This window comes from Bosea sp. AS-1 (genome assembly GCF_002220095.1).
Lineage (GTDB): Bacteria > Pseudomonadota > Alphaproteobacteria > Rhizobiales > Beijerinckiaceae > Allobosea.
In genome coordinates, this window is the sequence record NZ_CP022372.1 from 2,478,705 (window position 1) to 2,491,986 (window position 13,282).

General features: G+C 66.0%; 17 protein-coding genes. 11 read left to right on the plus strand and 6 right to left on the minus strand.

Annotated elements, in window-relative coordinates:
* The first annotated feature begins 7 nt into the window (after positions 1-7).
* The gene (locus tag CE453_RS13555) at positions 8-187 is read left to right on the plus strand and encodes a hypothetical protein (RefSeq protein ID WP_089175068.1); all 180 of its coding nucleotides are present in this window, start codon (positions 8-10) and stop codon (positions 185-187) included.
* A gap of 15 nt (positions 188-202) precedes the next feature.
* Here the strand turns inward: CE453_RS13555 and CE453_RS13560 are convergent, their stop codons facing one another.
* Complete coding sequence (locus CE453_RS13560) at positions 203-556, minus strand: hypothetical protein (RefSeq protein WP_089175069.1); 354 nt, start codon at positions 554-556, stop codon at positions 203-205.
* A gap of 209 nt (positions 557-765) precedes the next feature.
* Between CE453_RS13560 and CE453_RS13565 the strand changes: the two genes are divergently transcribed.
* The 7 genes from CE453_RS13565 (at position 766) to CE453_RS13595 (ending at position 7,776) form a co-directional block, all read left to right on the plus strand.
* Positions 766-2,019 carry an RluA family pseudouridine synthase gene (locus tag CE453_RS13565; RefSeq protein WP_089175070.1) on the plus strand — a complete coding sequence of 418 codons (1,254 nt, stop codon included), beginning with the start codon at positions 766-768 and terminating at the stop codon, positions 2,017-2,019.
* An 84-nt stretch (positions 2,020-2,103) separates the two neighbouring features.
* Positions 2,104-2,601 (plus strand): hypothetical protein, encoded by a 498-nt coding sequence (locus CE453_RS13570; protein ID WP_089175071.1) that lies wholly within the window; start codon positions 2,104-2,106, stop codon positions 2,599-2,601.
* 85 nt (positions 2,602-2,686) lie between these two features.
* Entirely contained in the window at positions 2,687-3,364 is a 678-nt protein-coding gene (locus tag CE453_RS13575; protein WP_089175072.1) for an HAD-IA family hydrolase, read from the plus strand.
* A gap of 240 nt (positions 3,365-3,604) precedes the next feature.
* Entirely contained in the window at positions 3,605-4,039 is a 435-nt protein-coding gene (locus CE453_RS13580) for a hypothetical protein (RefSeq protein WP_157733032.1), read from the plus strand.
* 221 nt (positions 4,040-4,260) lie between these two features.
* On the plus strand, positions 4,261-6,261 hold the full coding sequence (locus CE453_RS13585; RefSeq protein WP_089175074.1) for an acetyl-CoA carboxylase biotin carboxylase subunit: 2,001 nt from the start codon (positions 4,261-4,263) through the stop codon (positions 6,259-6,261).
* 16 nt (positions 6,262-6,277) lie between these two features.
* Positions 6,278-6,898 carry a glutathione S-transferase family protein gene (locus CE453_RS13590; RefSeq protein ID WP_089175075.1) on the plus strand — a complete coding sequence of 207 codons (621 nt, stop codon included), beginning with the start codon at positions 6,278-6,280 and terminating at the stop codon, positions 6,896-6,898.
* A gap of 89 nt (positions 6,899-6,987) precedes the next feature.
* Complete coding sequence (locus CE453_RS13595) at positions 6,988-7,776, plus strand: YdcF family protein (protein ID WP_089175076.1); 789 nt, start codon at positions 6,988-6,990, stop codon at positions 7,774-7,776.
* 9 nt (positions 7,777-7,785) lie between these two features.
* Here the strand turns inward: CE453_RS13595 and CE453_RS13600 are convergent, their stop codons facing one another.
* Positions 7,786-8,058, minus strand: a complete 273-nt coding sequence (locus tag CE453_RS13600; protein WP_089175077.1) for a DUF3253 domain-containing protein — start codon at positions 8,056-8,058, stop codon at positions 7,786-7,788.
* Positions 8,058-8,750 (minus strand): DUF599 domain-containing protein, encoded by a 693-nt coding sequence (locus CE453_RS13605; protein WP_089177882.1) that lies wholly within the window; start codon positions 8,748-8,750, stop codon positions 8,058-8,060. Before CE453_RS13605 ends, CE453_RS13600 begins: the two co-directional genes overlap by 1 nt.
* Positions 8,751-8,884: 134 nt before the next feature.
* Between CE453_RS13605 and CE453_RS13610 the strand changes: the two genes are divergently transcribed.
* The 3 genes from CE453_RS13610 (at position 8,885) to CE453_RS13615 (ending at position 11,589) form a co-directional block, all read left to right on the plus strand.
* Positions 8,885-9,295 carry a rhodanese-like domain-containing protein gene (locus CE453_RS13610; RefSeq protein ID WP_089175078.1) on the plus strand — a complete coding sequence of 137 codons (411 nt, stop codon included), beginning with the start codon at positions 8,885-8,887 and terminating at the stop codon, positions 9,293-9,295.
* Positions 9,296-9,303: 8 nt separating this feature from the next.
* Positions 9,304-9,477: a hypothetical protein gene (locus tag CE453_RS28620; protein WP_157733033.1), complete on the plus strand. Its 174-nt coding sequence runs from the start codon at positions 9,304-9,306 to the stop codon at positions 9,475-9,477.
* A gap of 318 nt (positions 9,478-9,795) precedes the next feature.
* Positions 9,796-11,589, plus strand: a complete 1,794-nt coding sequence (locus CE453_RS13615; RefSeq protein ID WP_089175079.1) for an ABC transporter ATP-binding protein — start codon at positions 9,796-9,798, stop codon at positions 11,587-11,589.
* A gap of 67 nt (positions 11,590-11,656) precedes the next feature.
* On the opposite strand, the gene CE453_RS13620 is transcribed toward CE453_RS13615, so the two are convergent.
* The 3 genes from CE453_RS13620 to CE453_RS13630 form a co-directional block, all read right to left on the minus strand.
* Positions 11,657-12,178, minus strand: coding sequence for a hypothetical protein (locus CE453_RS13620; RefSeq protein ID WP_089175080.1), 522 nt, complete (start codon positions 12,176-12,178; stop codon positions 11,657-11,659).
* A gap of 220 nt (positions 12,179-12,398) precedes the next feature.
* Complete coding sequence (locus tag CE453_RS13625; protein WP_089175081.1) at positions 12,399-12,725, minus strand: hypothetical protein; 327 nt, start codon at positions 12,723-12,725, stop codon at positions 12,399-12,401.
* Positions 12,722-13,267 (minus strand): gamma-glutamylcyclotransferase family protein, encoded by a 546-nt coding sequence (locus CE453_RS13630; RefSeq protein WP_089175082.1) that lies wholly within the window; start codon positions 13,265-13,267, stop codon positions 12,722-12,724. Before CE453_RS13630 ends, CE453_RS13625 begins: the two co-directional genes overlap by 4 nt.
* Between the last annotated feature and the right edge of the window lie 15 nt (positions 13,268-13,282).

Below are 13,282 nucleotides of genomic sequence, written 5' to 3' on the forward strand. Positions count from 1 at the left end.
TTCGACGATGGTTCTGATCGCGCGGCTGCTGCTCTTCGTTCCCTCGGTGATCGCGGGCTGGTTCGTCTCGCAGGAGGACGTCTCCTACTGGATAATCGCCTTCGCGATCGCGCTGGTGTTCATCGTCCTGACGATCGCGTTCGAGCTCTATGTGCATCCACGCCTGCGGGCGCGCCGCAAGGGCTGAAAGGCCGGCGAGGGGTCAGCTTCGGCAGTAAAACGGCAGGAAGGTGCCGGACATGCCGCGGTTCATCGCCATCAAGGTCAGCTTGTTGGCGAGGGCGATCTCTTCCGGGCTGCGGGCGCAGACTTCGGCGCGGGACTGGCAATTTGCCGCGAGGAAGGCGTCGTGGCTGGCGAGGAATTCCGGGCTGAGCCCCGTCTTGCCCTGCCGATTCAAGATCAGCTCGTAAGCTGCTCTGTAGCGGTTGCATTTCTCCGTCGGCCAGTCCGGCGATGCAGGCTGCTGGGCGAGAGCGGGAGCGCTCGCGGCAATCCAGGCCAGGACGACCGGGATCGCGTCGCGGCGCGCCCGGCGCGCGATGGTTGTCGTCATGTCTGCCTGTCTCATCGCCGTCGGCCCCGTCGCTTGCGTGGCGCGCAAGAGAGCGAGTGATTGCGGCGGATTTTGTTTGTGCGCCGTTGGCTTGCACATTATTCCACGACGATGATTTCGACCTCACAATTCTGCGGCTACGCGGCCTCGAGCCGCGTCGAAGGCCTTGCGGCAACGGCGCATGGATATGCGCTTCTGACGGGTGCAGCATGAAGGTTGGCGGCAAGGGGCCCGGCAAGGGCGCAGGCGGCCGGGCGACGGGCGCGCCCGGGCGGGGTGGACGGCCTCGCGCGGCTGATGGTCCCCGCGGCAAGCGGCCGAGCCATGACGAGCGGCGGCGTGCTGCGGCACGGCCCAAGGCCGCCGGCGAAGAGCGTCCGGCCCGGGCGGCGCGACAGGAGCGCCCGGCCGAGGCTCCGAAGCGGACGCGCGCCGAGGTCAAGGCCGAGACCACGCAGGTGCTCTCCACCGGCGTGCAGCAACTCGTGGTGACGCAGGACGAGAACGAGATGCGGATCGACCGCTTCCTCGAGGCCCGCTTCCCGCAGCTCTCCTTCAGCCATATCCAGCGCATCGTCCGCAAGGGCGAGCTGCGCGTCGACGGCAAGCGCGCCGACAGCAAGGACCGGCTTGCCGCCGGCCAGACGGTGCGCATCCCGCCGCTCAAGCTCGAGCAGCAGGCGGAGCGGCCGCGCTCGATCAAGGCGGATGCCGATACGATCGGCTTCCTGCGCTCGATCACGCTCTATGAGGACGACGATGTCATGGTCCTCAACAAGCCGGCGGGGCTCGCCGTGCAGGGCGGTTCCGGCACGAAGAAGCATGTCGACGGCATGCTTGCGGCGCTGACCGACAAGGACGGGCAGAAGCCGCGCCTCGTCCACCGGCTCGACAAGGATACTGCCGGCTGCCTCGTCATCGCCAAGTCGCGCTTCGCCGCGGCGACGCTGGCCAAGACCTTCCGTTCGCGCGCGGCCCGCAAGGTCTATTGGGCGCTGGTCGCGGGCGTGCCGCGCGTCAAGCAAGGGCGCATCTCGACCTATCTCGCCCGCGAGGAGGCCTATGATGGCGACCAGCGTATGGCCGTCGCTCAGCATGGCGAAGACGGCGCGATGCATGCCGTGACCTATTACGCTGTCGTCGAGACCGCGGCGCAGAAACTGGCCTGGCTCTCGCTCAAGCCCGTAACGGGGCGTACGCACCAGCTGCGCGCGCACACCACCCATATCGGCCACCCGATCGTCGGCGATCCGAAGTACTTCAATATCCTGAACTGGGAGCTGCCCGGCGGCATCCAGAACAAGCTGCATCTGTTGGCGCGGCGGATCGTGCTGCCCCATCCGCGCGGCAAGGGCACGATCGACGTCAGCGCGCCGCTGCCCCCGCATATGCGCCAGAGCTGGAACCTGCTCGGCTTCGATGATGCGCCCTATGACCCGATCGTCGAGGCGCCGGACGAATAGGCCATTTCCCCAACGGAAGAGAACAGTTGCGGAACATCGCGTTTTCTGTTCCAACTATGTTCTCTTTTGGGGAAGGGGACTGCCATGCGCTTCATCGTGATTGCTTCCGCCTTTGTTATCGGGCTTGCCGCCGCCGCGCAGGCCCAGACCGCGCCGGCGAAGCCTGCGTCGGCTGCCGGCGCGACGGCGGCGCCGGATGAGCCCGTTCCGCGGGCCGAGCGCGCCAAAGCGCGGCAGGATTGCTTGTCGGAGAACATTGCGCTGTCCGGCGAGGATCTGCGTGCGGCGATGCGGCTGTGCATGCAGGGCAAGTTTCCGGGCGTGCAGCTCTATGCGCGTAATGGCTTGACGCGGGACGGCAAGCCGACCGCGGCCGCGGCGCGCACGGCCTGCAGGACTGAGGTGGATGCACGCAAGCTCGAAGGCGCGGAGCGGGTCTCGGCCTTGACCGCCTGCTTCAATGCCAAGCGACCCGATCTCGCGCTGCGGGCCGAATGCCGCAAGGACGCGCGAAGCAAGGGGCTGGACGGGGCTGATTTGCGCAAGGCGGTCGAAGCTTGTGCGCGCGAGGCCAGGGGCTGAGGCTTTTGCGGCTGGAGTTGCCGGCGGGAGGGGGCATGCCCGGCGGGCCATGGCTTGACGGTGCGATCCAGGCTAAAGCGCGGGCATGGATCTCATCATCTTCGATCTCGACGGCACGCTGATCAACTCCGAGGCGATCATCCTCGGCGCGCAGTACGAGACGTTCAAACGCTGCGGTCGGGTGCATCCCGGCCGCGAGGCCGGACTCGGCATCGTCGGGTTGACGCTCGACATCGCGCTGGCCCAACTCGCGGGGCTCGATGCGCCGGACGACATGCTGACGCAGACCTATCGCGAGGTCTTCGGCGCGATGCGCCTGCAGGCGCAGAACGACCCGTCGCTGGACGAGCCGCTGTTTCCCGGCGTCGCGGAGACGCTCGCCCGGCTCAGGGCCGTGCCGGGGCTCAAGCTCGGCATCGCCACGGGCAAGTCGCGCAAGGGTGCGGAGTTCATCGTCGAGCGGCATGGCTGGCAAAGGCTGTTCGACACGGTCCAGTCGGCTGACGACGCGCCGTCGAAGCCGCATCCGGGCATGATCCTGAACGCGATCGCGGAAACGGGTGCCACGGCGGCGCGTACGGCCATGGTCGGCGACAGCTCCTTCGACATCGAAATGGCGGTTGCGGCCGATGTCGTCCCGGTCGCGGTGTCCTGGGGGTTCCAGCCGGTCGAGGGCCTGGTCGCGCTGGGAGCTCGGCACAGGCTGACGGCGATCACGGAGCTGCCGGTCGCACTCGGACTGGCGGAGCCGGCAGCCGCCTGAGGCTGGCCATATGGCTAGCGGGAAGCCTCTCGCGGTCTCGCCGGCATCCGGGCGAAGGTCCGGCTTCCCCAACTGGCCGTGGCGTTTAGTAACATCCTCGCAACCACATCGACTCAGCCTCGTTTAACCTGAATAACCGTTCAGATTTGCGTGTTAACCACCTGCTGCTGACCCCGGGTGCATGGTGTTCCCACAACAGGGACGTACCGGCACAAAACAACGCCGGACAGGGGTTCAAAGATGATGGGACATGAGCTTCGTGAATTCGTCGATCGCGTGATGGATCATCGGGCGATCGACGACCAGGACGTCAAGGTTCTTCAGCGTGAAATCTTGAACGACATCGTCGTCACTCGCGATATCGTCGACGTTCTGATCGCACTCGACCGCGCTGTGCCGAAGAGCTGCGAGGCCTTCGGTGACTATCTGGTGGCGCTGACCGTCGACTTCGCCGTCTGGGAAAACCGCCCGACCGGCGTCATCGACCGCGACAAGGCGCATTGGCTGATGACGACGCTCTCGGCCGGCGAAGGGCCGACTGCGACCGCCCAGCGCATCGCTTTCGAAATCGTCCGCGAGGCCGAGCATTGCGACGAGCTGCTGCTCTCCTTCGCCTTCGCCAAGGGAGCCGCCAAGAGCGCTCAGTCGGGCCTTCGGAACGTCCTCGCGAACTGAGCCTGCGTATCCTTGCACATCGGCTTGCCGAGAGATCGCCCCTGTATCCGACTGGACGCGGGGGCGATCTGTCTTCTTCTTGCAAGATCGGATTCGTCTGAAAAGCCGGCTGTGCTTTTCAGCCCGAGGCCATAGCCGACTTTCGCATCGGTGGACGCCAGTTGCGGCGTCCCATACACCCCGGCTATTGCAGTTTGACCTGAAGCCGGGAGACGTCGCGCATGTTCTCGAAGATCCTGATCGCGAACCGCGGCGAGATCGCCTGCCGTGTCATCAAGACGGCGCGGCGGATGGGCATCAAAACGGTGGCGGTCTATTCGGATGCCGATCGCGATGCGCTGCATGTCGAGATGGCCGACGAGGCCGTTCATATCGGCGCGGCGCCCGCCGCCCAGTCCTATCTGCTGATCGACAAGATCATCGACGCCTGCAAGGAGACCGGAGCTCAAGCCGTGCACCCGGGTTACGGCTTCCTGTCCGAGCGCGAGGCCTTCGCCCAGGCGCTGAAGGATAACGGCATCGTCTTCATCGGTCCCAATCCCGGCGCGATCGCCGCGATGGGCGACAAGATCGAATCGAAGAAGGCTGCGGCTGCCGCCAAGGTCTCGACGGTGCCCGGCTTCCTTGGTGTCATCGAGAGCCCGGAGCACGCGGTGACCATCGCCGACGAGATCGGCTATCCGGTGATGATCAAGGCCTCGGCCGGCGGCGGCGGCAAAGGCATGCGCATCGCCCACTCCGCAGGCGAGGTGGCGGAAGGTTTTGCCCGGGCGAAGTCGGAGGCGGCGTCTTCCTTCGGTGACGACCGCGTCTTCGTCGAGAAGTTCATCGTCGACCCCCGCCATATCGAGATCCAGGTTCTCGGCGACAAGCACGGCAACGTCATCTATCTCGGCGAGCGCGAATGCTCGATCCAGCGCCGTAACCAGAAGGTGTTGGAGGAGGCGCCGTCGCCGCTCCTCGATGCGGCGACCCGTAAGAAGATGGGCGAGCAGGCTGTCGCGCTGGCCAAGGCCGTGAACTACGACTCGGCCGGTACGGTCGAGTTCGTCGCGGGACAGGACAAGTCCTTCTACTTCCTCGAGATGAACACCCGGCTCCAGGTCGAGCATCCGGTGACGGAGATGGTCACCGGCATCGACCTCGTCGAGCAGATGATCCGCGTCGCCTATGGCGAGACGCTCGCGATCAAGCAGGACGACGTGAAGCTCGACGGCTGGGCGGTCGAGAGCCGCGTCTACGCCGAGGACCCGACCCGCAACTTCCTGCCTTCGACCGGCCGGCTCGTGACCTATCGGCCGCCGAGCGAAGGGCCGGACGGCGAAGCGACGGTGCGCAACGACACCGGCGTCTTCGAAGGCGGCGAGATTTCGATCTACTATGACCCGATGATCGCCAAGCTCGTCACCCATGCGCCGACGCGCGAAGCGGCGATCAAGGCACAGGGGCGCGCGCTCGATGCCTTCGCGATCGACGGCATCCGCCACAACATCCCCTTCGTCGCGGCGGTGATGCAGCATCCGCGCTGGATCGCTGGCAATCTCTCGACCGGCTTCATCGCCGAGGAGTTCCCGGAGGGCTTCTCGCCGCCGGTACCACAGGGTGAAACCGCGCAGCGCATGGCCGCGATCGCCATCGCCTGCGACCACAAGCTCAACCAGCGCAAGCGCAACGTCTCGGCGCAGATGGAAGGTTGGAGCCGGGTCTCCTTCGACCGGCAGCGCATCGTCGAACTCGGGGGCGAGCGTTTCGAGGGGGCGGTGACGGAGCAGGGCGGGACGATCGTGATCGCTTTCCCGGGCCGCAGCGTCAACGTCGTCAGCGACTGGGTGCCGGGGGAGCCGGTCTGGCGCGGCACGCTCGACGGGGTCAAGGTCGCGGCGCAGATCCGGCCGATCCTGAACGGTGTCGCGCTCGGCCATGCCGGCGCCTATGCCAACGCCCATGTCTATACGCCGCGCGAAGCCGAGCTCGCCGCGCTGATGCCGGAGAAGGTCGCGGCCGATACCGGCAAGTTCCTGCTCTGCCCGATGCCGGGCCTGGTCAAGTCGATCGCGGTCACGGTCGGGCAGGAGGTCAAGGCGGGCGAGCCGCTCGCCATGGTCGAGGCGATGAAGATGGAAAACGTGCTGCGCGCCGAGAAGGACGTCACCATCGCCAAGATCCTGGCGAAGGAAGGCGACTCGCTGGCCGTCGATGCCGTCATCATGGAATTCACCTGACCAGGAGCGTGTCGCCATGCTGAAGATCTGGGGTCGGATCAGCTCGATCAATGTCCAGAAGGCCGTCTGGGCGGCTGGCGAGGTCGGCCAGTCATTCGAGCGCATCGATGTGGGCGGCCCCTTCGGCGGGCTCGATACGCCGGCGTTCCGCGCGATGAATCCGAACGGGCAGATTCCGGTGCTGGAGGATGGCGCCTTTCGCCTCTGGGAGTCGAACAGCATCGTGCGCTATCTCGCGGCCCGCTACCGGGCTGCGGACCTCTGGGAGGTGGATCCAGCCAGGCGTGCCGATTCCGAACGCTGGATGGACTGGATGCTCTCGGAGCTTCAGCCGGCGACTGCGCCCGTGCTCTGGGGTGTCGTGCGCAAGGTGGCGGGCCATACCGACCCCGCTGCGATCGCTGCTGGTGTGAAGCGGACCGAGGCGCTGATGGCGATCCTCGATGCACAGCTGGCGGATCGGCCCTTCCTGGCGGGCGAGCGCTTCGGCGTCGCGGACATCGCGGTCGGCTGCGGTGCGCATCGCTGGCTCAACATGCCGGTCGAGCGCGTCGCGCTGCCGCATGTGCAACGCTGGTACGAGGCGCTGTTCGCGCGCCCGGCCGCAAAGGCTGCGTTGCCGTTGCCGATCACGTGAGGCCGTCGGCCGGCTTCAACGCTCCGTCAGGATTCGGGCGCTAGGGTGGCAGCGTTGCTCCTGCCATTGGTCTCGCCGGTCAGAACCTGATGTTCTTCCTCCTGTCCAAGATTGTCTGGTTCGTCTTTTCGCCGGTCAATTTCGTCATCCTGCTCGCCGGATTCTCGGCGCTGCTCGCCTTCACGCGCTTTGCGCGGACGGCGCGCTGGCTCGGACTGCTGTCACTGGTGATGCTCGGCCTGATGTCGTTCAGCCCGCTGCCGCGCGCGGTGCTTCGGCCGTTGGAGGATCGGTTTCCGCAGCAGGAGGCCGCCAAGGGGCCGGTGGCCGGTATCGTCGTCCTCGGCGGAGCGATCGGGCTCGCGCGCGGTGATGTGGTGCTCAATGCCTCGGCGTCGCGGATGACGAAGACGGTCGAACTGGCGCGGCTGCACCCACAGGCCAAGATCGTGTTCACCGGCGGTGCCGCCACCCTGATCTCGCAGACGATGGAGACGGAGGCCGATGGCGCCAAGCGCCTGATGGAGGGGCTCGGTCTGGAGCCGGGCCGGTTGATCCTCGAGGACAAGTCGCGCAATACGATCGAGAACGCAGTGTTCACGCGCCGCCTCGTCGATCCGAAGCCGGGAGAACGCTGGCTGCTGGTGACGTCGGCCTGGCATATGCCGCGCGCGATCGGTGTGTTCCGCAAGGCCGGCTTTCCGATTGAGGCCTTCCCGGTCGACTACTGGTCGAGCGGCAAGCCGGACGACTTCATTCGGCCCTACAGTCGCGCGCCTCGTGCACTCGACCTCGCCGATAACGGCTTCAAGGAATGGGTCGGCCTCGTGGCCTATCGCCTGGCCGGCTATACCGACTCGCTGTTTCCCGGACCCTGAGTACTGCTTTCAGGCCGGCGGATCAGTGGCCGGCGGCGAGAGACGGTAGACGCCGCGGAAATCGTCGGGGTCGACCGGGCGCCCCTTGCGCGTGATCACGAGCTGGCCCTCCTTCATCAGCTTCACGGCCGCGCGGCGCAGCGGCTGCATCAGCGGCCCCCAGCCATCCGGATGATCGCCGCCGAGCGAGCGTGCGACGTCCATGGGCGAGATCGTCCGGCCGGGCTCCTGCCGCGCCAGCAGGTCGAGGATCGCCGCTTCGATTGCCGCAGGGTCTGCCATCACTGCTCCCCGGGGTAGCTGAAGACGCGAGCGGCGTCGGAGGCGAATTGGCGTCGGTACATCGCGACCAGCACGGCTGCGGTGAAGACCAGGAAGGTCACCGGGCCGAGGAACCAGCCCATATAGGCCAAGGCGAGAAAGAAGGCGCGCTGGCCGCGGTTGAAGTGCCGCCCGCCGGCGACATTCATTTCGATGGTTTCATGGACGGCACGCTGCGCCTCCCGCTTGTCGGGGCTGTCCGGCGGGGGCAGGGCGCCGATCAGGATGACGCAGTAATTGAACAGCCGGTAGGCCCAGGCGAATTTGAAGAAAGCATAGCCGAAGATCATGGCGAGGCCGATCACCTTGACCTCCCAGATCGTGCGGGTCGGCGCGACGTTGAGCGGCAGATCGGAAAAGATGGCGACGACCCGCTCCGCCGATTGCAGCAAGGCGAGCGTGCCGCCGATGGCGATGATCGAGGTCGAGGCGAAGAAGGCCGTTCCGTTCTGCAGGCCGTTCATCACCTGTGCGTCGAGGATGCGGTTGTCGCGGCCCAACGCTTCCTGGACCCAGCGGGCGCGGCGCAGGTTCATGCGCATGTTCAGGCTCTTGGCCGCATGCGGACCGCGCTCGACGGCATAGTGATAGGCGATCCAGGAGACGATGAAGAAAACGAACGCCACCAGGTCGAGGTTGCTGAATCCGGTCATGGCGCCGCTTTGCCATTTCATCCGCCGCAGGGGCAAGCAGCTTGCGATGTCGCGTGCGGACCGGCAAGGCACCGGCCATTGACGCGTTGCCTGCGAGCCGCCACGGTGCGCCGGATTTCGGGGAGAACGACGCCATGCCGCAAACGATCACGAAGGGCTACAAGGCCCTGGTTGCGGAGGCCGAGAGCCAGATCGAGACCCTGTCCGTGGCCGAGGCGCAGGCTCTGCATGGCCGGAACGAGGTGGTGTTCGTCGACCTGCGGGATCCACGCGAGCTGGAGCGGGAAGGGCGCATGCCCGGCGCCTTCCATTGCCCGCGCGGTATGCTGGAGTTCTGGATCGATCCGGAAAGCCCCTATGCCAAGCCGATCTTTCAGGAGGACAAGCGCTTCGTCTTCTTCTGCGGCGGTGGTTGGCGCTCGGCGCTCGCAGCTCAAGCGGCACAGGAGATGGGGCTGAAGCCCGTCGCCCATGTCGCCGGCGGCTTCGGCGCCTGGAAGAAGGCGGGTGCGCCTGTCGAAGCTCCCGCCGACAAGAAGGGCTGAGCCCGGATTTGTCCCACGTCATCATCGTTCTGCTGGTCGCGGCCTTCATCTTCCGCAAACCGCTCGGCCGGCTTCTGGCCCGTCAGTTCCCGAATCGCGCCAAGCGGCAGCAGGTTCTGGGCACGATCATCGCCGCCTTCCTGATCGTGATAGCCCTGCGGCTCGTCGCATTCCTGTGGTAGCTCCGAACCCCTCGCCTTGAATCTGACGAAACCTCCCTGTGCGATCCGTGCATAGGGAGCGGGGTTGCGCCTTGCCTGAAATTCAGGCATCTTTTTCGGACTTGGCTCCAACTCAAGAAAGGGAGGGCTGAATGGGATTCACCATGTTCGTCGCTCCCATGCGAGCTAACCGGCACTAGGTCGGTCTCGCGCGAGGTCCGCCAGCCGGCCGCCTCCTGAGCCTTTTTTCCAAACCTGTTCGTTCTTCGCTGGAGCCGGCGCGCGTCGTCGTCTCCTCCTGATTTGGAGTCGGCTGCCTTCACGGCGCCGAATGATCCTATGTCTCTCGATACTCAAACCGGGCGGCGGGAGCCGTTCCGGGCCGTTCTCGGCTTCACTTTCCAACACTGGGCGCGCCGGCCCGGGCAGGTTGCCTGGGTTGCGGGCGTCACCGTGGTTGCCACGCTCGCCGAGCTGTTCACGCCGGTCTATGCTGGCCGCCTTGTCGATGCCGTCGCCAACGGTGTCGGCAGCGCCGAAGCGGCGCTGTGGGCGCTCGCCGCGATGATGGCGCTTGCCGCGATCACCGTGGCGGGGCGTCATTTCGCCTTCCTCGGGCTCACCACCATGACGCTGCGCACGATGAGCGACGTGGCGCAGGAGGCCTTCGCGCGCCTGCAGCGTTTCTCGACGGATTGGCATGCCAACAACTTTGCCGGCTCGACGGTGCGCAAGATCACGCGCGGCATGTGGGCGCTCGACCTGTTGACCGACACGGTGCTGATCGCGCTGTTGCCCTCGCTCGTCATCCTGCTCGGCATGACGGCGCTGCTGGCCTGGCACTGGCCGGTGATGGGGCTCGTCGTGGCGGTGGGGGCGCTGGTCTATATCGGGCTGACCTTGGCTCTCTCGCTGCGCTTCGTCGCTCCGGCGGCGCGGCTGGGCAATGCCTGGGACACGCGGCTAGGCGGCGCGCTGGCGGACTCCATCACCTGCAACCCGGTGGTGAAGGCTTTCGGTGCGGAGACGCGCGAGGATCTGCGCCTCGCCACGGTGGTGGCGAAGTGGAGCCTCAGGACGGGGCGCGCCTGGGTGCGCGGCACCTGGTCGGGAACCGGCCAGTTGGTGGTGCTGCTGATCCTGCGGGCCGCCGTCATCGGCCTGGTGATCTGGCTGTGGCTGAACGGGCGGGCGAGCGCCGGTGACGTTGCTTTCGTGCTCACGGCCTATGCGGTGGTGCATGGCTATCTGCGCGATGTCGGCCAGCATGTCCACAACCTGCAGCGCTCGGTCAACGACATGGAGGAACTCGTCTGGATGCACGATCTTCCCTATGGCGTCCCGGACCGGAAGGGTGCGGTGGCGATGGGCGTGACGGCGGGCGAGATCGCCTTCGAGGACGTGACCTTCCACTATGGAGGCCATCACGACCCGCTCTATCGCGATTTCTCGCTGACCATTCGCGGCGGCGAGAAGGTCGGCCTTGTCGGCCGCTCCGGCTCCGGCAAGACGACCTTCGTCAAGCTGGTGCAGCGACTCTACGATGTCACCGGTGGCCGCATCGCGATCGACGGGCAGGACATCGCGGGCGTCACGCAGGAGAGCCTGCGCCGGCAGATCGCGATCGTGCAGCAGGAGCCGGTGCTGTTCCACCGCTCTCTGGCCGAGAACATCGCCTATGGTCGTCCGGGCGCTTCGCAGGCCCAGATCGAGCAGGCGGCAAAGCTCGCCAACGCGCATGACTTCATCATGCGCCTGCCCAAGGGCTACGCCACGCTCGTCGGCGAGCGCGGCATCAAGCTCTCGGGTGGCGAGCGCCAGCGGGTCTCGCTGGCCCGGGCCTTCCTGGCCGATGCGCCGATCCTGATTCTGGACGAGGCAACCTCGAGCCTCGATTCGGAATCGGAGGCGCTGATCCAGCAGGCGATCGAACGCCTGATGGAGGGCCGGACCACGATCGTGATCGCGCACCGGCTTTCGACGGTGCGAGCCATGGACCGCATCCTGGTCTTCGACCGTGGCCGCGTGATCGAGGAGGGGCCACACGAGACCCTGCTCAATCGCAAGGACGGCGCTTATCGGGCGTTGTTCGAGAAACAGGCGAGCGAGATCGCGAAAGGGCTCGCAGCCTGATCGGTGCAAGACATGGAAAGGGCCGCGCGAGCGGCCCTTTCTTTTCGTCTCCGTGCGGTCGGACGGCTTATGCCGCCGGCTGTTCGGCCTCGGTTTGGGCCGCGGAGCGGCGCCTGCCGAGCAGGAACCAGAGGCCGGAACCCAGGATGCCGACGACGCCGGCACCGGCGCCGACATAGATCATCTCGTGGTCGAGATCGGCCTGCTTGTCGGCATCGTCCCGAATGATGACGCTGTCCTTGCCCTGTTCGCCAGGGAGGTATTTGATCGGCAGCGCGTCGACGGTGAGCCGATCATTGGAAATGATGTGGCTCGCGAACTGGTGCGAGATCGACACCTTCTCTGCCGTGCGGTCCTGGCCGGAGGCGTCCTTCCAGGCGAGATCGACGGTGTAGCTGGTGCCGCCACGGCGGCGCTTGGTGCGGGTGGCTCCCTCGACGGAAGCCCGGGTTTCGACACCCTCGGCGACGACCTTCTTCACGCGTTCGCCGTCCTGCCAGCTCATATAGGCCATGAAAGGCCCGCCAACGGCGGCAATCAGCAAAAGCCATTTTACCTTGCCGGCGATCCAGCCAATAATTCCACTCATAATCGTCTCCTCGCGGATAATGCTTGAAATAACGAGTCTGGCGGACAGGTGAAATGAGGCTTTTTCGTGGCAATTGAGTTCATCGGGTAGTCATTCCACGATAATCGCCCGCTTCCGCGCGAAATGACCACTCGCGGCGTACGGGTCTGTAATTGTTCTATTTTCCATGGTTGGCATTCCGGGGCGGTTATGCCGAGCCGGCTTACCCATCTGCCTTCGATCACTGGACGGATTTCAGGTATTCCGTCGCGCTGCGGCACGCGTCGCGCCTGCTCTTGAAGGTGAAGGCATGTTCGCGCATGGCGGCGCGAAATTTCCCGACATCGCCTGTATCGGCCGAGCGCAAGGTGCTTCGCATCGTCAGCATCAGCTCTGGCTTCAGTTGCCCGACGTAGTGCTCGCCGCATTCGGACGTCACCCATTCGGTCATCGCCGCGATGCGGAGCAGGCCGGCGATGTCGTCCTTCGTCGTCGATTGGGCGGCGGCTTGCGGCAGCGGCAGGCCGAGCAGGAGAACGAGGGCGACAGCCGGAATGCGTGGCGTCATGCGCGCTTGCCAGGCGGGCGGACCGTGTCGGGAGCGGTGGCGCGAGGGCGCACGCCCGGCACCGGACCGGGCGGCAGCGGCTCGTTCACATCCCGATTCAACGGCTTCAGATCCAGATTCGGTTTGGTCAGAAAGCGATTCAAGCCGGCGACGTAAGTCTCTGGCAGGGCGAAATGTTTCGCGCCGGCAATGACCGTCTCCATATAGCCGGGCTTCGGCCTTCCGGGATCGCCAGTGCGGCCGATATAGATCAGCGCGCGCTTGGCGCCACCCGGCACGATCACAGGCTGGTTGATCTTCACATAGAGCCCGCTGGCAATGTCCTCGAATTTGTCGAGTACGCGGATGTCCGCCAGCGAGCAGTCCCAGAGCACGCCGTGGACCTCCTCGTGCTGATCGCGGATCACCGAGGCATAGCCGTCGCGGGTGACGATGAAGCGGTGGCGCGGGAGGCGGGCCGGGCCGAGCGCCCGCGAATTCGGGCAGCGCCGTGCCATCCCGACCGGGTCCATGTTGAGGCCGTAGGCGAAATAGAGGGGCATGAGGCCCCTCTACCT